The organism is Achromobacter spanius (assembly GCF_003994415.1).
Classification (GTDB): domain Bacteria; phylum Pseudomonadota; class Gammaproteobacteria; order Burkholderiales; family Burkholderiaceae_B; genus Achromobacter; species Achromobacter spanius_C.
The window spans coordinates 3,896,716-3,923,340 of sequence record NZ_CP034689.1; the positions used below are offsets into that span (position 1 = coordinate 3,896,716).

Annotated in this window: 22 protein-coding genes and 1 pseudogene; 14 read left to right on the forward strand and 9 right to left on the reverse strand. The window is 64.9% G+C overall.

The features are described 5' to 3' along the window. Nucleotides 1-188: 188 nt before the first annotated feature. The 3 genes from greB to ELS24_RS17780 form a co-directional block, all read right to left on the reverse strand. Complete coding sequence (gene greB / locus ELS24_RS17770) at nucleotides 189-737, reverse strand: transcription elongation factor GreB (protein WP_127184898.1); 549 nt, start codon at nucleotides 735-737, stop codon at nucleotides 189-191. 177 nt (nucleotides 738-914) lie between these two features. Beyond that, on the reverse strand, nucleotides 915-1,760 hold the full coding sequence (locus ELS24_RS17775; protein ID WP_127184899.1) for a 3',5'-nucleoside bisphosphate phosphatase: 846 nt from the start codon (nucleotides 1,758-1,760) through the stop codon (nucleotides 915-917). Nucleotides 1,761-1,830: 70 nt separating this feature from the next. Next, a complete protein-coding gene (locus tag ELS24_RS17780; RefSeq protein ID WP_428839704.1) occupies nucleotides 1,831-2,763 on the reverse strand; it encodes an alpha/beta fold hydrolase in 933 nt (310 codons plus the stop codon). Nucleotides 2,764-3,086: 323 nt separating this feature from the next. Between ELS24_RS17780 and cfa the strand changes: the two genes are divergently transcribed. Next, on the forward strand, nucleotides 3,087-4,274 hold the full coding sequence (cfa, locus tag ELS24_RS17785; RefSeq protein ID WP_127184901.1) for a cyclopropane fatty acyl phospholipid synthase: 1,188 nt from the start codon (nucleotides 3,087-3,089) through the stop codon (nucleotides 4,272-4,274). A gap of 75 nt (nucleotides 4,275-4,349) precedes the next feature. Here cfa and ELS24_RS17790 read toward each other — a convergent pair whose 3' ends face one another. Further along, entirely contained in the window at nucleotides 4,350-6,008 is a 1,659-nt protein-coding gene (locus tag ELS24_RS17790; protein WP_127184902.1) for a GMC family oxidoreductase, read from the reverse strand. Nucleotides 6,009-6,205: 197 nt separating this feature from the next. Here ELS24_RS17790 and ELS24_RS17795 point away from each other — a divergent pair, with 197 nt between their 5' ends. Next, the gene (locus ELS24_RS17795) at nucleotides 6,206-7,093 is read left to right on the forward strand and encodes a LysR family transcriptional regulator (RefSeq protein ID WP_127184903.1); all 888 of its coding nucleotides are present in this window, start codon (nucleotides 6,206-6,208) and stop codon (nucleotides 7,091-7,093) included. 14 nt (nucleotides 7,094-7,107) lie between these two features. Here the strand turns inward: ELS24_RS17795 and ELS24_RS17800 are convergent, their stop codons facing one another. Together ELS24_RS17800 and ELS24_RS17805 are read right to left on the reverse strand one after the other, a co-directional pair. Next, a complete protein-coding gene (locus ELS24_RS17800; RefSeq protein WP_127184904.1) occupies nucleotides 7,108-8,088 on the reverse strand; it encodes a Bug family tripartite tricarboxylate transporter substrate binding protein in 981 nt (326 codons plus the stop codon). A 90-nt stretch (nucleotides 8,089-8,178) separates the two neighbouring features. Further along, nucleotides 8,179-9,354 carry an NAD(P)/FAD-dependent oxidoreductase gene (locus ELS24_RS17805; protein WP_127184905.1) on the reverse strand — a complete coding sequence of 392 codons (1,176 nt, stop codon included), beginning with the start codon at nucleotides 9,352-9,354 and terminating at the stop codon, nucleotides 8,179-8,181. 113 nt (nucleotides 9,355-9,467) lie between these two features. Between ELS24_RS17805 and ELS24_RS17810 the strand changes: the two genes are divergently transcribed. From ELS24_RS17810 to ELS24_RS17850, 9 genes and pseudogenes are all read left to right on the forward strand, one after another. Further along, nucleotides 9,468-10,082 (forward strand): helix-turn-helix domain-containing protein, encoded by a 615-nt coding sequence (locus tag ELS24_RS17810; RefSeq protein ID WP_127184906.1) that lies wholly within the window; start codon nucleotides 9,468-9,470, stop codon nucleotides 10,080-10,082. Between the two features lie 55 nt (nucleotides 10,083-10,137). Continuing rightward, nucleotides 10,138-11,220: a flavodoxin family protein gene (locus tag ELS24_RS17815; RefSeq protein ID WP_127184907.1), complete on the forward strand. Its 1,083-nt coding sequence runs from the start codon at nucleotides 10,138-10,140 to the stop codon at nucleotides 11,218-11,220. A 53-nt stretch (nucleotides 11,221-11,273) separates the two neighbouring features. Further along, nucleotides 11,274-11,387 (forward strand): annotated as a pseudogene (locus ELS24_RS17820) (low affinity iron permease family protein); the annotation flags it as partial. Between the two features lie 346 nt (nucleotides 11,388-11,733). Next, a complete protein-coding gene (gene nirB / locus ELS24_RS17825; RefSeq protein WP_127184908.1) occupies nucleotides 11,734-14,307 on the forward strand; it encodes a nitrite reductase large subunit NirB in 2,574 nt (857 codons plus the stop codon). Then, nucleotides 14,307-14,675, forward strand: a complete 369-nt coding sequence (gene nirD / locus ELS24_RS17830) for a nitrite reductase small subunit NirD (protein WP_050450015.1) — start codon at nucleotides 14,307-14,309, stop codon at nucleotides 14,673-14,675. Before nirB ends, nirD begins: the two co-directional genes overlap by 1 nt. A 44-nt stretch (nucleotides 14,676-14,719) precedes the next feature. After that, nucleotides 14,720-15,532: a formate/nitrite transporter family protein gene (locus ELS24_RS17835; protein ID WP_050450013.1), complete on the forward strand. Its 813-nt coding sequence runs from the start codon at nucleotides 14,720-14,722 to the stop codon at nucleotides 15,530-15,532. A gap of 24 nt (nucleotides 15,533-15,556) precedes the next feature. Continuing rightward, on the forward strand, nucleotides 15,557-17,341 hold the full coding sequence (locus ELS24_RS17840) for a bifunctional protein-serine/threonine kinase/phosphatase (protein WP_127186382.1): 1,785 nt from the start codon (nucleotides 15,557-15,559) through the stop codon (nucleotides 17,339-17,341). 15 nt (nucleotides 17,342-17,356) lie between these two features. Then, nucleotides 17,357-18,226 (forward strand): uroporphyrinogen-III C-methyltransferase, encoded by an 870-nt coding sequence (cobA, locus tag ELS24_RS17845; RefSeq protein WP_240669330.1) that lies wholly within the window; start codon nucleotides 17,357-17,359, stop codon nucleotides 18,224-18,226. 15 nt (nucleotides 18,227-18,241) lie between these two features. Beyond that, nucleotides 18,242-19,504 (forward strand): nitrate- and nitrite sensing domain-containing protein, encoded by a 1,263-nt coding sequence (locus tag ELS24_RS17850; protein WP_127184909.1) that lies wholly within the window; start codon nucleotides 18,242-18,244, stop codon nucleotides 19,502-19,504. A 69-nt stretch (nucleotides 19,505-19,573) separates the two neighbouring features. Here ELS24_RS17850 and ELS24_RS17855 read toward each other — a convergent pair whose 3' ends face one another. From ELS24_RS17855 to ELS24_RS17865, 3 genes are all read right to left on the reverse strand, one after another. Next, on the reverse strand, nucleotides 19,574-21,118 hold the full coding sequence (locus ELS24_RS17855) for an MFS transporter (protein ID WP_127184910.1): 1,545 nt from the start codon (nucleotides 21,116-21,118) through the stop codon (nucleotides 19,574-19,576). 99 nt (nucleotides 21,119-21,217) lie between these two features. Further along, nucleotides 21,218-21,685, reverse strand: a complete 468-nt coding sequence (locus ELS24_RS17860; protein WP_050450009.1) for a MarR family winged helix-turn-helix transcriptional regulator — start codon at nucleotides 21,683-21,685, stop codon at nucleotides 21,218-21,220. A 126-nt stretch (nucleotides 21,686-21,811) separates the two neighbouring features. Continuing rightward, entirely contained in the window at nucleotides 21,812-22,873 is a 1,062-nt protein-coding gene (locus ELS24_RS17865) for a LacI family DNA-binding transcriptional regulator (protein WP_050450008.1), read from the reverse strand. 111 nt (nucleotides 22,874-22,984) lie between these two features. On the opposite strand from ELS24_RS17865, the gene ELS24_RS17870 reads away from it, so the two are divergent. The 3 genes from ELS24_RS17870 to ELS24_RS17880 all read left to right on the forward strand — a co-directional run bounded on the left by ELS24_RS17870 (nucleotide 22,985) and on the right by ELS24_RS17880 (nucleotide 26,506). Continuing rightward, the gene (locus tag ELS24_RS17870; protein ID WP_127184911.1) at nucleotides 22,985-24,004 is read left to right on the forward strand and encodes a TRAP transporter substrate-binding protein; all 1,020 of its coding nucleotides are present in this window, start codon (nucleotides 22,985-22,987) and stop codon (nucleotides 24,002-24,004) included. A 9-nt stretch (nucleotides 24,005-24,013) separates the two neighbouring features. Next, nucleotides 24,014-25,894 carry a TRAP transporter large permease subunit gene (locus ELS24_RS17875; RefSeq protein WP_127184912.1) on the forward strand — a complete coding sequence of 627 codons (1,881 nt, stop codon included), beginning with the start codon at nucleotides 24,014-24,016 and terminating at the stop codon, nucleotides 25,892-25,894. A gap of 72 nt (nucleotides 25,895-25,966) precedes the next feature. After that, nucleotides 25,967-26,506 (forward strand): VOC family protein, encoded by a 540-nt coding sequence (locus ELS24_RS17880; protein WP_046807840.1) that lies wholly within the window; start codon nucleotides 25,967-25,969, stop codon nucleotides 26,504-26,506. Nucleotides 26,507-26,625: the final 119 nt, after the last annotated feature.

Here is a 26,625-nt window from a genome sequence, read left to right on the forward strand (position 1 = left end):
TGAAGCGCGGGATGCATTCCAAAAGGAATCGGATGCGGATCGCGCGTAACCCATCGGGCGGAGGTGGCTTTATGGCTGCTGCCGTTAAAAACTCCACCGCTGCTTGATGGGTTGCGCGCGTTGTAGGGCTTTGTTCTTGTTTAAGGATTCTCGCGCTTCACCCATCCTACGGGTATCCCAAGGCGATCCTACGGGTATCGCACTTCCATGATGTCCAGCTCTTCTATTCCGCCGGGGGTTCGCAGCACTACCGTGTCGCCTTCTCTTGCTTTGATCAGCGCGCGGGCGACGGGGGAAATCCAGCTGATTTTTCCGGCCAGGGGCTCGGCTTCGTCGACGCCGACGATGGTGACGGTGTGGTCTTCGCCGGCCTTGTCGCTGTACAACACCGTGGCGCCGAAGAAGACCTGGTCGCGGTTGGGCTGCAAGGCGGGGTCGACCACTTCGGCGATGTCCAGGCGCTTGGTCAAAAAGCGCATGCGGCGGTCGATTTCGCGCAGGCGTTTCTTGCCGTAGAGATAGTCGCCGTTTTCGGAACGGTCGCCGTTGGAGGCTGCCCACGACACCACCTGCACTACCGACGGGCGCTCTACGTTCATCAGGTGCGTCAGTTCGGCGCGCAGGCGTTCGTAGCCTTCGGGGGTCATGTAGTTCTTGGTGCCCGCGGGCAAGGCTTGGGCTTGCGGCAGGTCGTCGTCGTCCTCGTTGTCGGACTCTTTAACAAAGGCTTTGTTCATAGCGGCTGCGCCGCAGTGGCGCGATCCCAATATCAATGGCTTGCAGGGTGGGCGGCGTTGATGGCCGCCCGCGTCAAACTTGCAGAGGCAGCGACGTTGGCCGCCCGCGTCAAACTTGCAGAGGCAGCGACGTTGGCCACCCGCGTCAAGCTTGCAGGGTGGCCAACGTCGCCCGCGTCAGAACCAGTCGTGCCAGACCGGCTTCAGGTCGGACGGCAGCGACGGTAGGCGGCCCAGGTCGATGCGGCTTTCCTTGGGGCTGTGGAAGTCAGACCCGCGCGACGCCAGGAAGCCATAGCGGCGCGCCACCTCGGCATACTGGCGGGCTTCTTCCACGGTGTGGCTGCCGGTGGTGACTTCGATGCCCTCGCCGCCCAACTGCAAAAATTCGTCGAACAGCGCGGCGAATTGCAGCGGCGTGTATTTATAGCGGCCCGGGTGCGCGATGACCGCGCGGCCGCCCGCGCCACGGATCCAGCCCACTGCTTCGGCCAGCGTGGCCCATTGCATGGGCACGTGGCCGGGGCGGTCGTCGCCCAAATGTTTGGTGAATACGGTTTGCACGTCGGGGCAATAACCCGCCTCGACAAGATAACGCGCAAAGTGGGTGCGGCTGATCAATTCAGGGTTGCCGGCAAAGGGCAGCGCGCCTTCGTAGGCGCCAGGCATGCCCATGTCCGCAAGACGATCACCGATGCGCTTGGCGCGTTCGGCGCGGCCCGATCGGGTCTTGCGCAAGCCCGCGACCAAGTCAGCGTTCCCCGGATCAAATTGCAGGCCCACGATGTGTACCGTCAGGCCCGCCCACGTGACCGAGATTTCAACGCCGGTGGAAAACCGCATGCCCAGGTCTTGCGCCGCGCTGGCAGCTTCGGCCAGGCCGCCCACTTCGTCGTGATCCGTCAATGCCCAGACGTCGACGCCGTTGGCGTGCGCGCGCTGCGCCACGTCGCGAGGCGCCAGCGCGCCGTCGGAGACGGTGGAATGGCAGTGCAGATCAATGTTCAGGGTGGGCGATTTCATCGGGCTATTGTAGAGAAGCCCCGGCACCCTGAATAGCGCCGGGGCGTCCCCCTAATCGCAGCGCGGACGCTCAGGCCAGAAGAAACGCCGCCACCGGCTCCACCTGGCTGTCCGCGATCAAGGTCGGCGCATGCCCCACTCCCGGGACTTCCAGCGCTTGGGCGCGCGGGTTGCGTTTCAGCATCTCGTCCACGGTGGCCGGCGTCAGCAGGTCGGACTTCTCACCGCGCACGATCAGGATGGGGCACGGCACGGCGTCGTAGGACCGCCACAGAATCTCTTCACCCGCCGCCAATTCTTCCGGCGTTTGCGCGGCCAGCGCCTGGGCCAGCGCCAAGTCGTAGTGCTTGACCCATTTGCCGCCGAATTCCGGGTACAGGTATTGGGCCAGATCTTTCCATTGCGCGTCGGTGTGCGGTCCGAAAGTCTCGGAATTCGCGCGCATGGTGGCCACCGCTTCCTCGAACGAGGCAAACTCGCCCGGCTGGCCCACGTATTGGCCGATGCGCGACAAGGCGCCGGTTTCCAGGCGCGGCCCCACATCGTTCAGCACCAGCTTGCTCAGCCGGATGCCATGGTCGGGGAGCAGCATGCCCGCATGCGGGCGCATGGCCTGCATGGCGGTGGCGAACACCGCGGCGCCGGACAGCGCCATGGCGATCAAGCCGCCCATCGACGTGCCCACCCAGGCCAGCGTGGCGGGCTGCAAGCGCGCAATCAGCGTCACCATGTCGGACACGTACTGCGGCACCGTGTAGAACGCGGGGTTGACCAGCCAGTCAGAGCGGCCTCGGCCCACCACGTCGGGGCACACCACGCGGTAGCGGCCGGCCAGCCGGCGCGCCAGCACGTCGAAATCGCGCCCGCTTCGGGTCAGCCCGTGTACGCACAGCAGCACTTGATCGTTGGCCGGGTCGCCCCATTCCCAGTAGGCCATGCGATGCAAGCCGGCCGGGCTGGCGCAGGTGACGAATTCCAAGCGGGGTTGCAGGCTGGCGTCCAAACTAATCACTCCACGTATCGGCGGGCGCCGCAACGGCGGCCCACCAGGGCGCACTAGTGTAATCGCGTCAGCCGGACATTCGCATGACGGCGACGGCGCGGCCGGGTGCAATTCAGACGCCGCGCCCCGTGCTGGACACTGCGCCCGCGCCTCGCTACGATCACCCCATTCTCATCGGCGCCCCCTTGTCGCGGCGGTACGGAATTGCCGTTAGCTATCAGGCCGATCCAATCATTAAATTGGAATCGGCCGCCGGTTGGGGCGAGAGTTATGAGCTTCAGGCATTGCCAGATCAGTCATCCCAAAATTGATATGGAGTCCGTATGCAGCAAAGCAGTCCTGTCTCTCCGCTAACCGCTGACCACTCGTCGCCCGACGTCAGCCCCCCTCCCCCCGAACCACCGAAAGTGCTGCAGGACGTGCTGTCCCGGGCCGACGTGCAGATCAACGGCACGCGCCCCTGGGACATCCAGGTACATGACAAGCACATGTACGAGCGCGTCTTCGCCAGTTGGTCGCTGGGCCTTGGCGAGTCCTATATGGACGGGGAATGGGACTGCGAACAACTGGACGAACTCTTCACCCGCCTGCTGCGCGCCGACATGGGCTCGGCCGCGTTGGGCGTGGCGCGCATCAAGCTGATTGCCGAGCACCTGCGCCACAAGCTGTTCAACCTGCAGTCCAAGCACCGCGCCTTTGAAGTGGGCGAACAGCATTACGACGCCGGCAATGACGTGTTCGAAGCCATGCTGGACAGCCGCATGATCTATTCCTGCGCGTACTGGGAAAACGCCCAGACGCTGGAAGACGCCCAACTGGCCAAGCTGGACATGATCTGCCGCAAGCTGCAGCTCAAGCCCGGCGAGACGCTGCTGGACATTGGCTGCGGCTGGGGTGGGCTGGCCAAGTTCGCCGCCGAGAACTACGGCGTGACGGTCACGGGCGTGACGGTGTCCAAGGAACAGTTGGCGCTGGCGCAGGAACGGGTCAAGGGCTTGCCGGTGCAACTGCTGCTGCAAGACTATCGCGACCTGCAAGGCAGCTTCGACAAGGTCGTATCGGTGGGCATGTTTGAACACGTCGGCCCCAAGAACTACGACACCTACTTCAACAACGTGCAACGCCTGATGGCGCCGGACGGCATCTTCCTCTTGCACACGATCGGCATCGCGGCCACCAGCCAAAGCACCGACCCGTGGATTGACCGCTACGTGTTCCCCAACGGCAAGCTGCCGTCCGCGCGCGAAATCGCCACGGCCGTGGAACACCGCTTCATCATCGAAGACTGGCACAACTTCGGCACCGACTACGACCGCACGCTGATGGCCTGGTGGGACCGCTTTGAGCGCGCCTGGCCGGCCTTGCAGTCACGCTACGGCACGCGCTTTTACCGCATGTGGAAATACTATCTGATGTGTTGCGCGGGCTTTTTCCGGTCACGCGAAGGCCAGCTCTGGCAAGTGATCCTGACGCACCCGCAGCGCCCGGACGTATACCGCTCGCTGCGCTGATCGCACGCATTCACACCCATTCAAATCACGCGGCGCGTCCAAGAGACATCAAGGACGCGCCCGGCGCGGGCTTTCCTACGCGTCTGCCCGCGATTCTGCTCGCGCGTCTTCCAGGATCATGTCTGCCGCGCGCTCCGCGATCATGATGGTGGGCGAATTGGTGTTGCCTGATGTGATCAGCGGCATCACCGAGGCGTCCGCAATGCGCAGCCCTTCCAGCCCGAACACCCTAAGCCTCGCGTCCACCACCGCGCCGCTGTCCGCGTTCTTGCCCATGGCGCAGGTGCCCACCGGATGGAAGATGGTGGTGCCGATCTTGCCGGCCGCCTCGCGCAATTGCTCATCCGTCTGATAATCCGGACCGGGCAACCATTCCTCGGGCTGATAACGCTGCAAGGCGGGCGCGGCGGCAATGCGCCGCACCAGCCGGATGGAATCCGCCGCCACCTGGATGTCGGCTTCCGTGCTCAGGTAATTGGCCGCGATGACGGGCGCCGCGCCATCGGGCGTGCCCGCCGCCCCTTGCGCATGCACGCTGCCGCGCGAGGTAGGCCGCAGGTTGCATACGCTAGCCGTGAAGGCGTCGAAGGCATGCAGCGGTTCGCCAAACGCCCCCAGCGATAAAGGCTGCACATGGAATTCCACATTGGCGCGCGTCTGGCCGGGGTCCGACTTGGCAAACGCGCCCAACTGCGACGGCGCCATGCTCATCGGCCCGCGTCGGCGCAGCAGGTATTCCAGCCCGATGCCGGCCTTACCCAGCCACGACCCGGCGATGCGATTCAGCGTCTTCACGCCATTGACCTTCAGGATGACGCGCAATTGCAGATGGTCTTGCAGGTTTTCGCCCACGCCAGGCAAGGCGTGGCGCAAACCAATGCCGCTTTCACGCAGGCGCGCGGGTTCGCCGACACCCGACAATTCAAGCAGATGCGGGGTGTTGACGGCGCCCGCCGCCATGACGACTTCACGGCGAGCGCGCACGGTAATCGTCCGCGGCGTGCCCCGCTCTTTGCCCTTGCCTTCCAGCCGCACTTGCACGCCCACGCAACGCTTGCCCTCGAACACCAGTTGCTCGGCCTGCGCACCCGTCATCACATGCAGATTGGGCCGCTTCATCACCGGCCGCAAGAATGCCTTGGCCGTGTTCCAGCGCCACCCGCTACGCTGGTTCACTTCAAAATAGCCGCTGCCGAAATTGTCGCCCCGGTTGAAGTCCTGAATCCGGGGGATGCCCTCCTGTTCGGCCGCGGCGGCAAAGGCTTCCAGGATGTCCCAGCGCAGCCGTTGCGCCTCGACCCGCCATTCCCCGCCCGCGCCATGGAATTCGTCGGCGCCACGGTGATAGTCTTCGCTGCGCTTGAAGACCGGCAGCACCTGGTCCCAGCCCCAGCCTGGGTCGCCGGACAGCGCGGCCCAGTCCTCGTAGTCTTCACGCTGGCCGCGCATGTAGATCATGCCGTTGATCGACGAGCATCCGCCCAGCACCCGGCCGCGCGGATAAATCAAGGAACGCCCGCCCAGCCCGGCTTCCTTGACCGTGCGGTACATCCAGTCGGTGCGGGGGTTGCCGATGCAATACAGGTAGCCCACGGGGATGTGGATCCAGTGGTAGTTGTCGCGGCCCCCGGCTTCCAGCAGCAGCACTTTGGTGTTGGGGTCCTGGCTGAGGCGGTTGGCCAGCACGCAGCCGGCCGAGCCCGCGCCCACGATGACGAAATCGTATGTCTCCATCAACCGTATGTCTCCATAAGCACTTGTTATCTGCTTTTTATTGGTTTGCGGGGCATGACTTGCTGTGCATCGCCAGCCGTGCCCCCGCGTCTGCCATGACTCTGGCGCAGCCGCCCCCAACTGTCCAATGAAAAGTTGAAATTCGGTTTATAAGCATCTTTAATAATGCTCACCCCCATTTCGGGACGGACAGCGCCATGGACTTGAAGCACATCCGCACCTTTGCCGCCGTGGCGCGGGAAGGCAACCTGACGCGCGCGGCGGAACACCTGCATGTGACCCAGCCCGCGCTAAGCCTGCAATTGAAAAACTTTCAGGAATCGCTGGACCTGACGCTCTTCGCGCGCACGGCGCAGGGGCTGGCGCCCAATGCGGATGGACGCGCGCTGCTGCCGTCCGCGCTGCGCATTCTGGACGCCATGGAAGATTTCCAACGCGCCATTGGCGCGCTGCGCGACACGGTGCAAGGCGAACTGCGCATCGGCACCATCCTGGACCCGGAGTTCCTGCGCCTGGGCGCCACGCTGCAATACCTGGTGGAGCACTATCCGAAAATCCGACCCACGCTGCGCCATGGCATGTCAGGGTCCGTCGGCCGGCAGGTGCGGGCGGGTGATTTGGACGTGGGTTTCTATTTGGGGCCGGCAGGCGCAACGGGCGGCGCCCCCTTGCTGGAAGTCTTGCCGCTGGCGTCGTTTACCTATTACGTGGTGGCGCCCAAGGGCTGGAGCGCACAGGTGGCCGGCCGAGGCTGGCAAGAGATTGCCGCCCTGCCCTGGATCTGGACCCCGCCGGATTCCGTGCACCACCGCTTGCTGGCGGCCAAGTTCGACGCGCTGGGCATCGCGCCCAACGCGGTGGCGGAAGTGGATCAGGAAGCGTCCATGCTGGACCTGGTGCGATCCGGCGTGGGGCTATCCTTGGTGCGCGATTCGATTGCGCTGCGTGAATCGCAGGCCAATGGCTTGTTGCTGCTGCCCGGCCTGGCCATCCCGGCCGAGCTGTCTTTCATTACCCAGGCCGCCCGCCAAGGCGACCCCTTGGTGGGGGCCGCCTTCGCCGCCGTCAGGGCGGCGTTCGGCTAAGGACGGTTACGCGATTACTGCGCCTTGATGCCCGCGCGCTTGGCGATCTCTGCAAAGCGCGGTGTTTCTTCCTCGATGACCCTGGCCACGCTTGCGGCGTCCATCGGCGTGGGGTCGAACCCACTGGCGCGCAACTGCTTTTGCGTCTCGGGGTCCTTCAAGGCCTTGGTCAGGGCGGCGTTCAGCGTGGCGACCACATCGGCCGGCACCCGCTTGGGCGCAAACACCGCAATCCAGGTGTCCATGCTGACGCTGGGGTAACCGGCTTCGGCCACCGTCGGCACGTCAGGCAGGAAGGCCGAGCGCTGCGGCGTGGTCACGGCAATGGCCTTGATCTTGCCCGACTTGATCTGCGGCATTGCCGACACCACCGTGTCGAACAGAATGGGAATCTGCCCGCCGATCAGGTCGGTCATGGCGGGGCCACTGCCCTTGTACGGGATGTGCGTCATGTGCGTGCCGGCCGCCGCCTGGAACATTTCGCCCGCAAAGTGCGACACCGTGCCGATGCCGAACGAGCCATAGGAAAACTTGTCGCCTTCCTTGCGCGCGGCGGCCACCAGCCCCTTCAAGTCTGAATACGGGGTTTGCTCGTTGGCCACGATGATCAGCGCCGCGCGGCCCACCATGCCCACGGGCTGGAAGTCTTGCGTCGGGCTATAGGGCAGCTTGGCGTACACGGCCGGGTTCACCGTGAAGGTGGTGCCCGAACTGAGCAGCAGCGTGTAGCCGTCGGGCGCCGCCTTGGCCACGGTCTGTGCGCCCAGGATGGTGCCCGCGCCGGCCTTGTTTTCGACGATGATGGATTGCTTGAGCTCTTCGCCCAGGCGCTTGGCGATGATGCGGCCCAGCACGTCGCCCGCGCCCCCTGGCGGATACGGCACGACCAATTGAATAGGCCGTTGCGGGTAGTCGGCAGCCTGTGCCGCCCCCGCGCCAGCCGCCAGGGTGATGGCGGCGCACGCCGCGACGAACTTCCTGCGTTGCATGAACATGGTTGTCCCCTTGTTGTTCGATGAGTCTTAGGCAGAAGTCACTACACACACATATCAATCAGCGCGTTTCAATTTGCGCAGGCCTATCTTTCAACGCAGCCTGGCGGGCGTCATCAAGGACGGCGCCACGCCCTGATCGATCAGTTCCAACGGCAGGGCTTGGCCAGTAACCAGCGCCGCCGCCAAGGTCGACACCCCGGCCGCCGACTGAATGCCATAACCGCCCTGCGCGGCCAGCCAGAAAAAGCCGGGCTGGGCATTGTCAAAACCCACCACCATGTCGCCGTCGGGCACAAAGGACCGCAGCCCGGCCCACACATGCGAGGGCCGCCGAATCGTCAGCGTGGTGGCTGTTTCGATGTGATAGATGCCCGTGGCCACGTCCAGTTCTTCCGCCACCACATCGTGCGGGGCCACCGGGTCCGCATTGGCGGGTGAACCCAGCAACTGGCCCGCGTCGGGCTTGAAATAGAAAGACTCGTCGATGCCGACCACGGCCGGCCAGGTGCTGCAATCAAGGCCTTCCGGCGCGGCAAACGTGAAGGCGCTGCGCCGGCAAGGCTGCAAGCCCACGGGCGCCACACCGCAACGTTCGGCCACGTCGTCGGCCCAAGCGCCCGCGGCGTTGACCACGACGCCCGCCTGCCATTGCGTGCCGTCTTTCAGCCGCAGCGTCCAGGGCCCGCCGGATTGTTCGTCCGACTGGTCACTGCCCAGCCGCTGGCCGGACTCCAGTTCGGCGTTGCAGCGCAGTACCGCGCCATGCCGGCGCGCACCGGCCAGAAAGCCTTGATGCAGCGCATGCACGTCCAGGTCGCGAGCGTCGGGTTCCAGCATGGCGCCGCCCGCCACCGCCTCGGGGCGGATGCACGGCACGCGCGACAGGGCTTGCGCCGCGTCCAGCAACTGCACATTGCCCGCCAGCGCCTGGGCGCCTTCGTAGCTTGCCATCAGCGCGTCGCGCTGGTCTGCCGTGGCGATATACATGCAGCCGCGCTCATGCAGCAGCGGGTGCTCGGTGAAGCCCTCGGGCGGCTGCTCATAAAAGGCGCGGCTGGCGCGAGTCAGCGCCTGGATCTGAGGCGTACCATAGGTTTCCATGAACATGGCGGCCGAGCGGCCGGTCGCGTGATAGCCGGGCTGCGCTTCGCGCTCCAGCAGCAGTACGCGCAGAGGCGGCTGTGTTTCAGCCGTCAAGCGATAAGCCAGAGAGGCCCCGGCAATGCCTGCCCCCACGATGACCACGTCAAACTGCTGCAAGCTCATGGCGATTCCATAATTCTCGGATTTGAGAATTCTCGAATATGACAGAATATCCGTCAACGAAAAAAAGGCAGGCGGCATGACGCCAGCCCTTGCCGCTAGGGGAAAGCACCGATATGCCCATCATCCGTCCGCCCTCGCCCGCCACCAACATCCTGGCCGACCGCACCAGTCTGGGCATTCGCTTGCGCGCGCTGCGCCGAGCCCGCTCCATGACGTTGAAAGAACTGTCGGCGCTGACCGGCGTGGCGCTGTCCACCTTGTCGAAGATGGAACTGGGCCAGGTGTCCATCAGCTATGCCAAGTTCGCCGCCGTGGCGCGCGCGCTGGAGGTGGACATCGCCAAACTGTTCGGGCCGGTGACGGCGCAGGATGACAGCGGCCCCGCCCCCACGGCCTTGCGCTGCACCCTGGCCGAATCGCCGGGCTACCTGACGGGCACCTACGACTACAAGCTCTTGGCTGGCCAGTATCCGCAGCGCAGCATGACGCCCATGTATGGCCGCATCCTGGCCCGCGAGGAGTCGGAGTTCGAAGACTATATGCGCCACGCCGGCCAGGAATTTTTGGTGGTACTGGAAGGCGAACTTGAAATCCGCTTTGAAAACGGTCAATCGCTGGTGCTGGCCAAGCACGAGACGGCTTACTTCGACAGCGGCGTGGGGCATATCTACCTGTCGCGCAGCGCCAAGCCGGCCGAAGTCATGGTGGTGATGACGGGCGGCCAATAGCAGCGGGCACGCGGCTTGCTGGCGGCGGGGCGTCACCGTACCCGATCAGCCTGCCATGACCGCATCCAAGCCCGATGTGCGCAAAGGCCAATACACCGGCCCGCTTGCGCGCGACACCTTCAGGCAGCGCTTCATGCGCCGCTTTTACGACCCCGCCTTCCAGGCGCAACAGGAAGCGCTGAACCGCCTGGAAGCCATCGCCTGGGACGCTTACCAAGGCGGGCGCAAAGCGCCCATCACCGTGAAGGCTGGCGCGGCGTATGCCGACCCGGATTACGACCTGTCGGTGGAATGGAAAGAAGCACACGACCGCCTGGCGCAAGCCGCCGAGACGCAGCGCCGCGCCGACACCCCCTCGCGCGTGCTGGTGGTGGCGGGCGCGTCGCGCAACGATGGCACCTGCCCGGGCGAGATATCCAAAACCTGGCGCCTGGCGCGGATTGTCCGCGAGGAACTGGAAAGCGCCCAGGTGCAAACCGACCTGCTGGACCTGAGCCGGCTGACGTCTGAATACCAATTCCAGATCCACCCCTGTAAAGGCTGCGTATCCACCGCCATGCCGCTGTGCCATTGGCCATGCAGTTGCTATCCCAACCATTCCCTGGGTCAGGACAACGACGCCATGAACGACATCTACGAACAATGGGTGGCGGCGCATGGGGTGATATTGCTGGCGCCCACCTATTGGTATCAATCGCCCAGCCCGTTAAAGCTGATGATCGACCGCCTGGTGTGCGCCGATGGCGGCAACCCCGATCCCACCACCACGTCCGGCAAGGACGCGGCCAAGGCCAAGCGTATTGAACTGGACGGCTGGCCCTATCCCAAGCATCTGGCGGGGCGGGCTTACGGCTTGGTCGTGCATGGCGACGTGGCCGGCATTGAAGGTCAGCGGCGCGCCTTGAGCGACTGGCTGGACTGGATGGGCCTGATCGACGCCGGGGCGATGTCGCGGCTGGACCGCTATATCGGCTATTACCAGCCCTACGCCACCAGCCACGCCGACCTGGATCAGGATCAGGCCGTGCAGGAAGAAGTGCGCAACGTGGCGCGCGCGATGGCGCAGTGCCTGCCGCGCCTGCGCGCAGGGGAACTGGCGGCCCCTGATAAAGGGCTGCGCGAGCCTCGGCCCAAGTAGGCGTCACGTTGCTTATCCGGCGAGGCGAAAGAGACGGCCAAAGACCCATCGCGCCCCCCAAAAGCTATTCCGAAACCTGGCAACTGGTGGTCAACACCGGCACCACCATCATCACGTTCCTGATGGCGTTCCTGATCCAGCAAAACCAGAACAAGGACAGCCGCGCGTCACTGAATCACCCCTGCCCCGCCATGTTGCGCTGCGCCAAATCAGTGCGGCGCGCACAACGGCTTGCACCGCTTTGAAGCACTCAGCGCCAGCCACCCGCATCGCCGGGCTGGCTTGATCAGCGCCTGGATTCCGCGCTTGCCCGCGCTTTCCCCTATGACGCCCCGCGCGTAACTCTGCCCCACGGCTCCCTTACGAAAACCTGGCATGGTCTTTGCTTAAGTTGTTCATGCAGGCCGCAAGGCCCGCAGCACAATTCAAGCAGTACCGGCAAAGGCGCCCCGACCGAAAGGTCCAGGGCGCTTTTTGTCTTTTGAAACCCAAACCACAAGCCTGGGGATATTCATGAAAGCAGCGGCCACTCCCGATTCCTTGCAGACCTTGGTCGTCATCGGCAACGGCATGGTGGGCCACCATTGCGTCGAACAACTGATCGCCCAAGGCGCGCTTGAGCGCTATCGCATCCACGTCTATGGCGAGGAAACGCGCCGCGCCTACGACCGCGTCCACCTGTCCGAATACCTGAATGGCCGCGACGCCGAATCCATGTCGATGAGCGATGCCGCCTTCTATGAACGCGACGGGCTCACGCTGCATCTGGGCGAGCCGGTGCTGGACATCGACCGCCACGCGCAAGCAGTCATTACCGCCAATGGCCGCGTCGGTTACGACAAGCTGGTGCTGGCCACCGGCTCCTACCCCTTCGTGCCGCCCATCGCTGGCGCCGAGGGCACGTCGCGCCTGGTGTATCGCAGCATCGACGACCTGGACCTGATCCGCGAAGCCGCCCAAGGCGCGCGCCGGGGCGTGGTGGTGGGCGGCGGCCTGCTGGGCCTGGAAGCCGCCAACGCCTTGAAGTCGCTGAACCTGGAAGCGCATGTGGTGGAGTTCGCGCCGCGCCTGATGCCGGTGCAGTTGGACGAGGAAGGCGGCGCGGCCTTGAAGGCGCGCATTGAAGCGCTGGGCGTGGGCGTGCATCTGTCGCGCGCCACGCAGGACATCAAGCCCGGCACACAGTATCGCTACCGCATGCGCTTTGCCGAAGGCGCGCCGCTGGAAACCGACCTGATTGTGTTTTCCGCCGGTATCCGCCCGCAAGTGGCGTTGGCGCGCAAGGCCGGGCTGACGCTGGCCGAACGCGGCGGCGTGGCCATTGACGACCACTGCCGCACCAGCGACGAACACATCTACGCCATCGGCGAATGCGCCGCCTGGAACGGCAGCGTGTTCGGCCTGGTGGCACCCGGCTACCAGATGGCGCGCATCGCCGCGGCCGAACTGTGCGGCGCATCGGAACACACGTTCACCGGCGCCGACATGTCCACCAAGCTCAAGCTGCTGGGCGTCGACGTGGGCTCGATTGGCGACGCGCATGGCACAACGCCCGGCGCGCGCAGCTACCGCTTTATCGACGAAGCCGGCGCCAGCTACCGCCGTCTGGTGGTGTCGGCCGACGGCAAGCGCGTGCTGGGTGCGGTGCTGGTGGGCGACAACCGCTACTACGACACGCTGCTGCAATACGCGCAGAACGGCATCGCGCCGCCCGCCGATCCGGCAAGCCTGATCCTGCCCGCCAGCAGCGCCGCGCCCGCGCTGGGCGTGGACGCGCTGCCCGCCACCGCCACCATCTGCTCCTGTCACAACGTCAGCAAGGGAGCCGTCAGCGCCGCCATCGACGGCGGTTGCACGGACCTGGCCGGCGTCAAAAGCTGCACCAAGGCGGCCTCGGGCTGCGGCGGTTGCGCCGCACTGCTCAAGCAGGTGGTGGAACACGAACTGTCCAGCCGAGGCGTGGCCGTGGACAAGAGCCTGTGCGAACACTTCGCCTATACGCGCCAGGAACTCTACGCCATCGTGCGCGTGGGCGGCATTGAAACGTTCGAGGAACTCTTGGCCAGCCATGGCAAGGGCCACGTCGGCTGCGACATCTGCAAGCCCGCCGTCGGTTCCATCCTGGCCTCGTGCTGGAACCGCCCCATCCAGGAACCGCGCCTGGTGCCGCTGCAAGACACCAACGACACCTTCATGGCCAACATGCAGAAGAACGGCACCTATTCGGTGGTGCCGCGCATTCCGGCCGGCGAAATCACGCCCGACGGCCTGATCGCCATCGGCGCCGTCGCCAAGAAATACAAGCTGTACACGAAGATCACGGGCGGCCAGCGCATCGACCTGTTCGGCGCGCAACTGCATGAACTGCCGGACATCTGGAGCGAGCTGATCGCCGCCGGCTTTGAAACCGGGCACGCCTACGGCAAGTCGACCCGCACCGTGAAGTCTTGCGTGGGCAGCACCTGGTGCCGCTATGGCGTGCAGGACAGCGTGCGCATGGCGCTGGACATCGAACACCGCTACAAGGGCCTGCGTTCGCCGCACAAGCTGAAGTTTGCCGTGTCGGGCTGCACCCGTGAATGCGCCGAGGCGCAAAGCAAGGACATCGGCGTCATCGCCACCGAGAACGGCTGGAACCTGTACGTGTGCGGCAACGGCGGCATGCGCCCGCGCCACGCCGAACTGTTCGCCACTGATCTGGACGACGCCACGCTGATCCGCATCATCGACCGCGTGCTGATGTTCTACATCCGCACCGCCGACAAGCTGCAACGCACCTCGGTGTGGCGCGAGTCGCTGGAAGGCGGGCTGGACTATCTGAAAGACGTGGTGCTGAACGACAGCCTGGGCCTGGCCGCCGAACTGGAAGCGCAGATGCAACTGGTGGTGGACCGCTATGAATGCGAATGGGCCAACACCGTCAGCAGCCCGGAAAAGCTCAAGCGCTTCCGCACCTTCGTCAACGAGCGCGGCGGCGACCCGGACATTCAATTCGTGGAAGAACGCGGCCAGCCCCGGCCCGCGCGAACCGCCGAGCTTGATCGCAAGCCCGCGCGCGTCATTCCCATTGCCGAGGAGATCGTCTGATGAATGCTTCAGCCCTTGCCGCCGCTTCCGCTACCCCCACGCCAGCCTGGCGCGCCGTCTGCACCCGCGACGACCTGGTGGCCGACTCCGGCGTGGTCGTCTTGCTGGACGGGCAGCAGATTGCCTTGTTCTACGTGCCCGCAGCCGATGGCAACCCGCTCTACGCCATTGAAAACCGCGACCCGAAATCCGGCGCCAACGTCATCGGGCGCGGCCTGGTCGGTCACCTGGGCGGCAGCCTGGTGGTGGCCTCGCCGCTCTACAAGCAGCACTTCCGTCTGGCGGATGGAAGTTGCGTGCAGTACCCCGAACAGCAGTTGCGCACCTGGCAGGCCCGGTTCAACGGCGACACCATTGAAATCGCCTGACCGCGCGTTTCCCTTTTCACAATCATCAACACGATAGGTAACTTATGTCCTACCTGGTCCCTTCCGAATTCGTCACCAAGATGGTGGACGCCGGCGAATCCAAAATCTACATGGCCACGCGCGACGTGCTGATCCGCGCCTTCATGGCGGGCGCCATTCTGGCGATCGCCGCCGTGTTCGCCGTGACGGTCACCGTGCAGACCGGCTCGCCCATCCTGGGCGCGGCGCTGTTCCCCGTGGGCTTTTGCATCCTGTACCTGATGGGCTTCGATCTGTTGACGGGCGTGTTCGTGCTGACGCCGCTGGCGCTGTTCGACAAGCGGCCCGGCGTAACCTTCAAGGGCATTCTCAAGCACTGGGGCTTTGTCTTTGTCGGCAATTTCCTGGGTGCGCTGACGGTGGCGGTGCTGATGTCGATTGTGTTCACCTACGGCTTTTCCGTACCGCCCAACAAGGTCGGCGAAGTCATTTCGCACATCGGTGAAAACCGCACGCTGGGCTACAAGGAATACGGCGCGGGCGGCATGCTCACCATCTTCATCCGAGGCGTGTTGTGCAACTGGATGGTGTCGCTGGGCGTGGTCGGCGCCATGATTTCCACGTCGGTCAGCGGCAAGGTGATTGCCATGTGGATGCCCGTGATGCTGTTCTTCGCAATGGGCTTCGAGCATTCCATCGTCAACATGTTCCTGTTCCCGTCGGCGATGATCATGGGCGGCAATTTTTCCATCATGGACTACATGATCTGGAACGAGATCCCCGTGGTGCTGGGCAACCTGATCGGTGGCCTCTCGCTGACCGGGCTGACCTTGTACACGACACACATGAAGACCGCGCCCAAGCGCCGCTTCAACTGATCACGCGCCAGGACGCCAACCGTGATGGACCGCCGCGAGCCCGAGCCCGGGTTTAAGCCCGGGTTTGAGCCCACCGCCGCCTCTTTGCAGGTGACGGTGGGCCAGCACACCGAAGCCGGCAGAAAGCCCGTCAACCAGGACTTCCACGGCCTGTGCGTGCCGGGCGAACCCTTGCTGGGCACCAAGGGCGTTGCCATCGCGCTGGCCGACGGCATCAGCAGCAGCCAGGTCAGCCACATTGCCAGCGAGACCGCCGTGGCGAGCTTCCTGGAAGACTATTACTGCACGCCCGAAACCTGGTCGGTGAAAAAGTCCGCGCACAAGGTGCTAAGCGCGGCCAATAGCTGGCTGCATGCGCAAACGCGCCAGCGCCATCACCCCGACCAACCGCGCGACGCCGACCGGGGCTACGTCTGCACCATGACCGTGATGGTGCTGAAGGCCACCACCGCGCACATCCTGCATATTGGCGACGCCCGCATCTACCGGCTACGCGCGGGCACGATGGAGCAATTGACCGACGACCATCGCGTCTGGATCTCGCAAGACAAAAGCTATCTGGGGCGCGCGCTGGGCCTGGCGCCCCACCTTGAAATCGACTATCACACGCAGCCGCTGGAAGCGGGCGACGTCTTTCTGCTGGCCACCGACGGCGTGTATGAACACATCAATACGGGCGATGTGGCAGCCGCCATCGCCGCGCATCCCAACACGCTGGACGCGGCGGCGCGCAGCCTGGCCCGGCTGGCGTTCGAACGCGGCAGCGACGACAACCTGACCGTGCAGATCGTCCGCGTGGATGCGCTGCCCGCGCGCCGCGCCGATGAAATCGCGCGCTACAGCCTGAACCTGCCCTGCCCGCCGTTGCTGGCGGCCGGCATGGAATTCGAAGGCTTTCGCATTCAGGACGAGTTGCAGGCCAGCCACCGCAGCCACGTCTACCTGGCAGAGGACATCGACAGCGGCGATAAGGTCGTCATCAAGATCCCGTCGCTGGACCTGCGCCACGACCCGGCCTATCTGGAACGGCTGCTGACCGAGGAATGGATTGCGCGCCGTATCGACAGCCGCCACGTGGTGCGCGCCTGGCCGATGCCGCGCACGCGGCGTTATCTCTATACGGTCAGCGAATACCTGCCGGGCCGCACACTGACGCGCTGGATGGCCGAGCATCCGCGCCCCACGCTGGACCAGGCGGTGACGCTGATTGAACAGATTGCACGCGGCCTACAAGCGTTTCACCGGCTGGAGATCGTGCATCAGGATCTGCGGCCCGACAACATCTTGATCGGCGACGATGGCGTGGCCCGCATCATCGACCTGGGTTCGACGCAAGCGGCCGGCTTGTGGGACGGCGCCAGCCAAGACGACGATGCGCCGGCCATGCTGGGCACCGCCCAATACGCCGCGCCCGAGTACTTCCTGGGCGAAGCCGGCACGCCGCGATCTGACCTGTATTCCCTGGCCGCGATGCTGTACCAGATGCTGTCCGGCCGCCTGCCCTACGGCGCGGACGTAGCGCGCGCCCGCAGCCGCGCCGCGCAGATGCGGCTGAACTATGTGTCGGTGCTGGACCGTGAGCGCGAACTGCCGGCATGGATCGACGGCGTGCTTAGCCGCGCCTTGCACCCCGACCCGGCCCAGCGCACGGCCGAATTATCGGAATTCACGCATGCGCTGCGCCATCCGCCCGAGGCCGCGCGCCGGGGCGAACGCCTGCCGCTGCTGGAACGCAACCCCTTGGCATTCTGGAAAGGCCTGAGCCTGATCCTGTTTGCCATCGTCATCTTTCTTTTGCTCGATCGCTGAATTCTGGAGCACACCATGTTCGGAAGCACCGCCCTGTCCCCCTCCGTCTGGCTGATTGGCGCCGGCCCCGGCGACCCCGAGTTGCTCACCCTGAAAGCCGTACGCGTGCTGGGCCAGGCCGACGTCGTGCTGGTGGACGACCTGGTCAACCCGCAGGTGCTGGACTACTGCCCGCAGGCGCGGCTGGTGTACGTGGGCAAGCGCGGCGGCTGCCGTTCTACCCCGCAGGAATTCATTCAGCGGCTGATGCTGCGCTACGCCCGCCAAGGCCTGCGGGTGGCGCGCTTGAAGGGCGGCGACCCCTGCATTTTCGGGCGCGGCGGCGAAGAAGCCCAATGGTTGAGCGACCACGGCGTGGCCTGTGAAATCATCAACGGCATCACCGCCGGGCTGGCTGCCGCCACCGCCTGCGGCATCCCCCTGACCCAACGCGGCATGGCCCAGGGCGTTACACTGATCACCGCCCATTCCCAGGACGGCGCCACGCCGGATTGGACGGGGCTGGCAAAGAGCGGCACGACGCTGGTGGTCTACATGGGGGTGGCCAAATTGCAGGACATGAGCAGCCAATTGCTGAACGCCGGCATGGCCCCCGACATGCCCGTGGCGATGATCGAACGCGCTTCGCTGGCGGATCAGCGCGAATGCCGCTCGACGCTTGCCAGCATGGCCCAGGACGCCGCCGCCTTCCAGTTGCGCAGCCCCGCCGTGCTGGTCATTGGCCAAGTGGCGGCGTGCCAGGTGCTGGAAGTGGCGGGCGCGGTTGGTTTGGCCTACCCTGCCTACCCCGCCGAGGCCGCCGACCTTGCCACCCCCACGGTCCCCTTCGTCCAGCCCCGCTTTCCCCTGCCGTCCGCCGAACCGCTGCTGCGCCGCAGCGCCTGATCACAACCCCACCTTATGGTCGAACGCCACATCCCGCCGCCCCTGCGCTTTCTGCTTGCCGCGCGGCGCAGCGAACTCCACGGCCTGGAAAGCCTGGCCGTCACCTGCGAACTGACCGTGCACATCAGCGCGCTGGTGCACGCCCTGCAAAAGGAACGCGGGTATTCGAATTTGACGCTGTGCAATGCTCCGGACAGCCAGCAGGAAACGCTGGCGGCGCTGGTGCAAGACGCCACCCGCGTGGAAACCGACGTACGCGGGTTCCTGGACGCCATTGCCGCCAAGACCCCGCACGGCAGCGACAAGGCGCGCTTGCTCAACTGCATTGCCTTTGCGCTATTCCGTCTGGACGAATTGCCGGGCCTGCGCCGCCAGGTGCGCGACCACGCCGTGCCCGCCGACGACGCCGACGCGCGCTTCACGCAAATCATCAGCAGCCTGCTGGCCGTGGTGTTCGAAGCCGCTGATTCCGCGCTGGACCCCGGCGTCACTCGCATCCTGGTCGCCCTGCTGAACTTCATGCAGGGTAAGGAACTCAGCGGCCAGGAACGCGCGGCGGGCGTCATCGGTTTTACGGCCGGCTTCTTCACCGACGCGCAAAAGGCGCGCATGCTGGGCCTGGCCGCCCACCAGGCCCGCAGCTTCGACATCTATGCGCAATACGCGCAAGACGCCGCGCTGCAATGTTGGGAACGCATCCAGCAACAAGGCCAGCCGGTTGAGCGCATGCGCGACATGGCGCAACGCACCTCTGCCGAGCAGCGCGTGGACGGCGCCCTGGCTGAGCTGTGGTTCGACCTGTACACGGCGCGCATCGACGCCATGCGCGAAGTGGAAAGCCTGTTGGCCCAGGCGCTGGCGCAGCAATGCGAACGCCGCATTGCCGAAACCCGCCAGGAACTCGACGACCGCCAACTGCTGTTGGCGCGCTATGCCGACCACGCCAGCGGCCGTGCGCCCAGCATGGTGTTCAGCGTGCAAAGCCGCATCGTGGACACGCCACCCGCGGACGGCGTGGGCAGCGTGCTGGAACGCTCGGTGCTGGAAATGATGCGCGAACAGACCTTGCGCATGCAGCGCACCGACGACGCCTTGAACACGGTGCGCGGCGCGCTGGAAGAAAGAAAGCGCATCGACCGCGCCAAGCGGCTGCTGATCAGCCAGTACGGGCTGACCGAGCAGGCCGCGCATGAACGCCTGCAACGCGCCGCCATGGACGGCGGCTTGTCGCTGGCGGACGTGGCAAGGCAGGTGATCGGGCAATTGGGCGGGAACTGAAAGCCAGGGCGACAAAATTCATGGCTGACGGGTCCAGCGCGACGGAATCCAGCGCTACCGAATCCAGCACTACCGAAACACCCGCTGCGTCCAGCTCACCAGCACCCCCATCACGGCCAACACGGCCAACGCACGGAAGTGGTCCAGGTTGGCCAGCAGCACCGATTGCTGATCTAGGATCTGCGCAATCCGCGCCATCGCCATCCGCTGCGCCTGGGCGGGATCGGCCACCGCCGCGTACACGTTGCTGAGCTGCGCCTTGGCCGCTTCAAAATTGGCATTGCCCTCGGCAATGCTCTCCTTCAACACGTTGTAGTGCTTGGTGGTCAGCCACTGCTGGCTGACCGTGGCTGCCATGATGCCCAGCGCCTGCCCCACCTGCGCCAGCATGTTCTTGACCTGCTGTGCGTGCGCGAACACCGCCGCGTCATGGGTCAGCCCCGAAAAGGTATTCATGGCCGTGGCCGGCATGATGATCATGATGAACACGCCATAGCAGGCCAGCGCGGGCAAGACGTCGGTCCAGGGGTCTGCCGTGGGCGTCAGCCCGGACATCAACACGCCGAACGTCGCCAGCGCCACAAAGCCCGCCACGAAGAACTTGCGCGGCGACGGCCAGCGCGCAATCAACTGCGCCATCACCACAAAGGTCAGCACCCCCGCCCCCAGGCCCATCGAGAAAAACATGCCGGTGTTGGACCACGACAGCCCCAGCGCGCGTTGCAGCATCTGGGGCACCAGATAGCCGTTGGCGCCCAGCATCACATAACTGAACATGAAGAGCGCCAGGCCGCTTAGATAACGCACTTCTTTCATGCCGCCCAGCTTGAGCAGCGGCGCGCCGGTGTGCGTTTCGGATCGAACGAAATAGGCCAGCGCGGCGACCCCTGCCACGGCGAACAGCACCAGTTGATGGCGGTCACTGAAGAAGTCGTAATAGGACCGCTGCAAGGCATGCAGCAGCAGGAAACTGCCCAGGCCCAATGCCGCGATGGGCGCCAGCCGCGCCTGCCCGGCAACGGTAGCCTGCCCTTGCCTGCCCGGCATGGAGAGCGCCACCGGCACCATGGCCAACACCGACAACCCCGCCACCAGCCAGAACATCAGCGGCCAGCCATCGTGATCCACCGCCGCCGAAGCCAGCAAGGGCCCCAGCGCCGTGCCGGTACACAGCCCCGTGGCCAAGGCCTTGATGCCATGAAAGCGCCCCGGGCCGGGCGGAATCAAGTTCACCGTCAGCCGCGACGACGTCAGCATCGCCGCGCAGCCAATCGCCATCAGCACCCGGCCCGCCAGGAAACCGCCCTGGCCCACGGACAACGCGCACACCACCGCCCCCATCGCCGCCGCGCCCAGGGAAGCCAGCAGATAGCGGCGCTGGCCCAGGTGATGCACCAGCCAAGCTTGCAAGGCAATCATCACCACCGCCACGCAGGCGTAGATGACGGCAATGGCGGTGTATTCCTCGGGGCTGGCGCCGATCTCGCCCATGATGGGCGTGGCGGCAAAGGTGACCATGCCGTTCTGCAGAAAGTCGATGAAGGTGAGCGCGCCGATGGTCGCCAGCAGAGCCGGCGGCGGGGATGTTGCAGGGGAAGCAGCAGCAGCTTGCATGGCTGTGATCCATATTTATGCCCAGGCTGTATATGCCTAGGCAGGTAAATGCTTATAAAAAAACGGCGCCGAAAAACGGCTCCGTCTGCTCAGTTCGTCTCAGTCGGTTTTCTGTCCGTGTTGCGCATTGACCAGCAAGCGCGACAACAACAGGTGCAAGGTCTGCGCATCGTCTTCCGAAAACCCCGCCAGCAGGCGGCGCATCACCACGTCCGTCGCCGCGAAGGCTTGCGGCAAGGCGGCGTGGCCCAATTCGGTGAGTTCAATCAAATGGCTGCGGCGGTCAGCTTCGTTTTCAACGCGTCGGATGAAGCCCTTTGCCACGATGCGGTCCAGCAGCCGGGTCATCGCGCCCGAGTCATACGCCAGCACCCGGCAGAAGTCGCTGGGCGTGCGGCCCCAGCCCCGGGCCAGGCAGTTCAACACCACGTACTGCGGCGTGGTCAGCTCGAACGGCGCCAGCTCGCGCTCCAGCGCATCGTGGATGCCGTTGCGCACGGACGTGACCATGAAGCCGAGTTCACCGGTGTAGAACTTGTCCAGCACGGAAGGGGTAGCAGCAGCCATGGTGTCTCGTTATGGGGTGGCGCGAGGATGGCGATGGCATCAGGCAACATGCCCTGTGGATCGCGGTTCGGTGATTTTATCTGCCTAGGCAGTTAAATAGCAAGCGCTGCATGTTGGACAAAGGCATCAAGGCAAATTCTCTCGGAAGATCACCTGGCTACGCGCCAGTTCCACCCCGTTCATCGCGCTGCGCTTGTCACGCAGATTGCTGAAAATGCGCACGCAGCTCATAAGCGCTTCCATCGGGCTTTGCGTGATGACGGCGTCCATGGTGCCGTCGATCAGCAGCGAGCGCGTGTCCGGCGTCAGCCCATGGCCGATGAACACCACGCGATGCTGCAAGCCGGCTTCCTTCAAGGCCCGCGCCACGCCGTCGGACGCCCCACCGATGTTGTAAATGCCCGCCAGGTTGGGATATTGCTCAAGCAATTGCCGCGTCTGCTCGTAGTTGCGCTGCGCATCGTCATAGCCTTCGCGCAAGTCCACCACCTGCATCGCCTGAAACTGCTCGGCGTACAACTGCAAGAAGCCGCTTTCGCGTTCCTCGTGTGCGCGGTAATGGCGCGAGCCGGCAATCAAGGCCACATGGGCCGCGCGCGGGCCGATAAAGCGCGCGATCAGGTAGCCCGCCGTGCGGCCGGCGGCGCGGTTGTCCAGCCCCACATAGGCCGTGCGCGCGCTGTTGGCCAGGTCTGAAATCAAGGTCACCGTGGGCACGCCCTGCTGCGCCAGCGTGTTGACTGCTTCGCGCACCACGGGGTGTTCCAGCGCCATGAACGCAATGCCGTCGGCACGCTTGCCGTGCTTGGCCAAGGCCTGGGCCAGCGCGTCGGGGTTGAAGCTTTCCACGTATTCAATCTGGCACTTGGCGTTCAGCGGCGCAAAGTGTTCGTGCGCATAGCTGACGGTATCGCCCAGCATGCGCAGATAGCGGTTGCTGCCGCGCGGCAGCAGGAACACCAGCCGCATCGGCTCGGCGGGGACGGCGGCGGCCAGCTCCTGTTCGGGCAGATAGTCCAGTTCAATGGCGGCCTTGAAGACCTTCTGCGCGGTGTTGGCGCGTACGCCGGGGCGGCGGTTCAACACGCGGTCGGCCGTGGCGGTGGACACGCCGGCGCGCGCCGCCACATCGGCCAATCTTGCAAGCTTGCGGTCGGGGGTGGCTTTATTCACATCAAAAACCATCATGAAACAAGTTTGACGATGATAGCGGCAATTCACTATTGTCCAGTCTGCCGCATGGGTTTGGCGCTGTTGTGGCACATCAAAAAACATCATAAAGACATTTTGGAGACAACCATGAAGCTGCTCACACGCCGTAGTGCCTTGCGTCGCCTTTGCGCGGTGCCCGCCGTTGCCCTGGCCGGCGGATTCCCGCTGATTGCCCGCGCGGCCGACTACACGCTCAAGTACGGCAACAACCTGCCGGTGACGCATCCGCTGAACATCCGCGCGCAAGAAGCCGCCGAACGCATCCTTAAGGAAAGCAACGGCCGCGTCGACATCAAGATTTTCCCGAACAACCAATTGGGCGGCGACACCGACATGCTGGCGCAAGTGCGCTCGGGCGGTATCGACTTCTTCACCCCGTCGGCACTGGTTATCGCCACGCTGGTGCCGGTGGCCGCCATCAATGCCGTCGGCTTCGCGTTCAAGGACTACAGCCAGGTCTGGGGCGCCATGGACGGTGCACTGGGCGCACACGTGCGCGCCGCCATCGCGCAGCGCAAGCTCTACGCCTTTGAAAAAATGTGGGACAACGGCTTTCGCCAAACCACCAGCAGCAAGGCGCCCGTGTCGACCGCCGCCGACATGGACGGCTTGAAGATTCGCGTGCCGGTCAGCTCGTTGCCCATCTCCATGTTCAAGGGCCTGGGCGCCGCGCCGGCCAGCTTGCAGTTCAGCGAGGTGTATTCGTCCTTGCAGACCAAGGTGGTGGACGCGCAGGAAAACCCGCTGCCCATCATTCAAGTCGCCAAGCTGTACGAAGTGCAGAAGTATTGCTCGCTGACCAACCACATCTGGGACGGCTACTGGTTCATCGCCAACGGCCGCATGTGGGAAGGCCTGCCGCAAGACCTGAAGACCATCGTGGCGCGCGGCATCAACGAAGCCGGCCTGGCCCAGCGCGAAGACATCAAGAAGTTGAACGCGTCGGTGCAATCGGACCTGGAATCCAAGGGCCTGCAATTCAACCAGCCGGCGCCGGACACCTTCCGCCAGGCACTGCGCACGGCGGGCTTCTACAAGGAATGGCAGGGCCGCTTCGGCAACGAAGCCTGGTCGCTGCTGGAACAAAGCGTCGGCAAGCTGGCCTGAGGTCGCGTCATGTCTTCCCTGTCCGCTTCCCACGCCGCCGCCCCGGTGCTGCCGGCCAACCCCTTGCGGCGCGCCGCCAACGCGCTGGACAGCGTGCTGGGCGGCGTGGTCGAACACGTTGCGGCCGCGATCGTACTGGTCGAGATCTGCGTGCTGTTCGCGGGGGTGGTCGCGCGTTACGTCTTCCATAGCCCGCTGGTCTGGTCCGACGAACTGGCCTCCATCCTGTTCCTGTGGCTGTCGATGCTGGGCGCCGTAGTCGCCTTGCGGCGTGGCGAGCACATGCGGATGACGGCCCTGGTCAACAACGTGAGCCCCGCGCGGCGCGCGCAGTTGGAAACGGCTGCGCTGGCCGCGTCGCTGGCGTTTCTGGTGCTGATCCTGGCGCCCGCCATCGAATACGCGCACGAAGAACACTTCATCACCACGCCCGCGCTGGAACTCAGCAATGCGTGGCGCGCCGCCGCCATTCCCGTGGGCATGGCGCTGATGGCGGTGGTGGCCTTGCTGCGCCTGTTGCGCACCACGCCGGTACGCCAGGTGTTGGTGGCCTTGGTGGGCGTGGCGGCGGTGGTCGCCCTGTTCTGGTTGGCCCAACCCCTGTTCCAGGGCCTGGGCAAGCTGAACCTGGTGATCTTCTTCGTGGGCATCGTGGCGGCCACCGTGTTTTCGGGCGTGCCGATTGCGTTTTCGTTCGCGCTGGCCACCTTTTCGTATCTGGCGCTGACCACCAACACGCCCATGGAAGTGATGGTGGGCCGCTTGGACGAAGGCATGTCGCACCTGATGCTGCTGGCCGTGCCGCTGTTCATCTTCCTGGGTTCCCTGATTGAGATGACCGGCATGGCGCGCGCCATGATCCAGTTTCTGGCCAGCCTTTTGGGCCACGTGCGCGGCGGCTTGTCGTACGTGCTGATCGGCGCCATGTATCTGGTGTCCGGCATCTCGGGTTCGAAGATCGCCGACATGGCCGCCATTGCGCCCGTGCTGTTCCCGGAAATGCGCAAGCGCGGCGCCAAGCCCGGCGATCTGGTGGCGCTGCTGTCGGCCACCGGCGCGCAGACGGAAACCATTCCGCCGTCCATCGTGCTGATCACCATCGGTTCGGTCACTGGCGTGTCGATCGCCGCGCTGTTCACGGGCGGCCTGCTGCCCGCCGTGGTGCTGGGCCTGGCCCTGTGCTCGGTGGTGTGGTGGCGCTATCGCAAGGAAGACCTGAGCCTGGTGCAACGCTTCAGCCTCAAAGAGATCGGCCGCTTCTTCGTGATTGCGCTGCCCGCCGTGGCCCTGCCCTTTGTGATCCGCGCCGCGGTGGTCGAAGGCGTGGCGACCGCTACCGAGGTGTCCACTATCGGCATCGTGTATTCGGCGGTGATCGGCATCCTGATCTATCGCCGCTTTGACTGGGCGCGCCTGCGCCCCATGCTGATCGAGACCGCATCGCTGTCCGGCGCCATCATGCTGATCGTGGGCTGCGCCACGGCCATGGCCTGGGCGCTGACGCAGTCCGGCTTCTCGGGCGACCTGGCGCAGTTGATGGCCGACATGCCCGGCGGCAGCTACGGTTTCCTGGCGGTGTCCATCGTGGCCTTCATCATCCTGGGCAGCGTGCTGGAGGGCATTCCCGCCATCGTGCTGTTCGGCCCGCTGCTGTTCCCGATCGCGGTGCAGGCCGGCGTGCACGAAGTGCATTACGCCATGGTCGTCATCTTCGCCATGGGCATCGGCCTGTTCGCGCCGCCCTTCGGCGTGGGCTACTACGGCGCCTGCGCCATCAGCCGCGTCGATCCCAACGAGGGCATCGGCCCCATCTGGGGTTATGTCGCGGCGCTGCTGATCGGGCTGATCGTCGTGGCCGCCTTCCCCTGGTTCTCCATCGGCTTCCTGTGACCTGACGCGGCCCGCGCGTGAATCCGCGCCGGGCCGCCTCCCCTTCCGTCTCCCTCTTTATAAAGATCCATCATGAGTCGTTTTCTGGGCGAAATCCGCCAACTCGGTTATGTGGTGCACGACATCGAAGCCGCCATGGAGTACTGGAGCACCACGCTGGGCGTGGGCCCCTGGTACTACAACCCGCGCGTGCCGATCGTCAACTACCAGTACGACGGTGAAAGCCACCAGCCGCACAACTCGGTTGCGCTGGCCAACTCCGGCTTCGTGCAAGTTGAACTGATCCAGACGCGCAACGACGTGCCGTCCATGTACCGCGACTTCCTGCAAGCCGGCCGCACCGGCCTGCAACACGTGGCCTACTGGACCGAAAGCTACGACGCCGACCTGGAACGCCTGCTGGCCCAGGGCTTCAAGCCCAAGATGAGCGGCGAAGTCGGCGAAAAAGGCCGCTTCATTTATTTCGACACCGAATACCACCCGGGCACCGTCATCGAACTGTCGGAAGTGGCCGGCCCCAAGGGCCGCCTGTTCGACCTGATTCGAGAAAGCGCCAACGGCTGGGACGGCAAGGATCCGGTCCGCCCGTTTCCGGACTTGTCCCGTCTTTGAAGCCTGCTGACGTCGGTTGAGGCTTGCGGAAGCCTGGTGATGCCTGCGGGTGCCAGTTGATGCCTCTGTCGCTTGCTTATCCCTGCTGACGCCTGCTGCCCCTTGCTGACCCAACCTTG

Bases quoted from the DNA above. Each gene is read 5' to 3' on its own strand.
- greB (WP_127184898.1), bottom strand. From the start codon at position 737: ATGAACAAAGCCTTTGTTAAAGAGTCCGACAACGAGGACGACGACGAC.
- ELS24_RS17775 (WP_127184899.1), bottom strand. From the start codon at position 1,760: ATGAAATCGCCCACCCTGAACATTGATCTGCACTGCCATTCCACCGTC.
- cfa (WP_127184901.1), top strand. From the start codon at position 3,087: ATGCAGCAAAGCAGTCCTGTCTCTCCGCTAACCGCTGACCACTCGTCG.
- ELS24_RS17790 (WP_127184902.1), bottom strand. From the start codon at position 6,008: ATGGAGACATACGATTTCGTCATCGTGGGCGCGGGCTCGGCCGGCTGC.
- ELS24_RS17795 (WP_127184903.1), top strand. From the start codon at position 6,206: ATGGACTTGAAGCACATCCGCACCTTTGCCGCCGTGGCGCGGGAAGGC.
- ELS24_RS17800 (WP_127184904.1), bottom strand. From the start codon at position 8,088: ATGTTCATGCAACGCAGGAAGTTCGTCGCGGCGTGCGCCGCCATCACC.
- ELS24_RS17805 (WP_127184905.1), bottom strand. From the start codon at position 9,354: ATGAGCTTGCAGCAGTTTGACGTGGTCATCGTGGGGGCAGGCATTGCC.
- ELS24_RS17810 (WP_127184906.1), top strand. From the start codon at position 9,468: ATGCCCATCATCCGTCCGCCCTCGCCCGCCACCAACATCCTGGCCGAC.
- ELS24_RS17815 (WP_127184907.1), top strand. From the start codon at position 10,138: ATGACCGCATCCAAGCCCGATGTGCGCAAAGGCCAATACACCGGCCCG.
- nirB (WP_127184908.1), top strand. From the start codon at position 11,734: ATGAAAGCAGCGGCCACTCCCGATTCCTTGCAGACCTTGGTCGTCATC.
- nirD (WP_050450015.1), top strand. From the start codon at position 14,307: ATGAATGCTTCAGCCCTTGCCGCCGCTTCCGCTACCCCCACGCCAGCC.
- ELS24_RS17835 (WP_050450013.1), top strand. From the start codon at position 14,720: ATGTCCTACCTGGTCCCTTCCGAATTCGTCACCAAGATGGTGGACGCC.
- ELS24_RS17840 (WP_127186382.1), top strand. From the start codon at position 15,557: ATGGACCGCCGCGAGCCCGAGCCCGGGTTTAAGCCCGGGTTTGAGCCC.
- cobA (WP_240669330.1), top strand. From the start codon at position 17,357: ATGTTCGGAAGCACCGCCCTGTCCCCCTCCGTCTGGCTGATTGGCGCC.
- ELS24_RS17850 (WP_127184909.1), top strand. From the start codon at position 18,242: ATGGTCGAACGCCACATCCCGCCGCCCCTGCGCTTTCTGCTTGCCGCG.
- ELS24_RS17855 (WP_127184910.1), bottom strand. From the start codon at position 21,118: ATGCAAGCTGCTGCTGCTTCCCCTGCAACATCCCCGCCGCCGGCTCTG.
- ELS24_RS17860 (WP_050450009.1), bottom strand. From the start codon at position 21,685: ATGGCTGCTGCTACCCCTTCCGTGCTGGACAAGTTCTACACCGGTGAA.
- ELS24_RS17865 (WP_050450008.1), bottom strand. From the start codon at position 22,873: ATGATGGTTTTTGATGTGAATAAAGCCACCCCCGACCGCAAGCTTGCA.
- ELS24_RS17870 (WP_127184911.1), top strand. From the start codon at position 22,985: ATGAAGCTGCTCACACGCCGTAGTGCCTTGCGTCGCCTTTGCGCGGTG.
- ELS24_RS17875 (WP_127184912.1), top strand. From the start codon at position 24,014: ATGTCTTCCCTGTCCGCTTCCCACGCCGCCGCCCCGGTGCTGCCGGCC.
- ELS24_RS17880 (WP_046807840.1), top strand. From the start codon at position 25,967: ATGAGTCGTTTTCTGGGCGAAATCCGCCAACTCGGTTATGTGGTGCAC.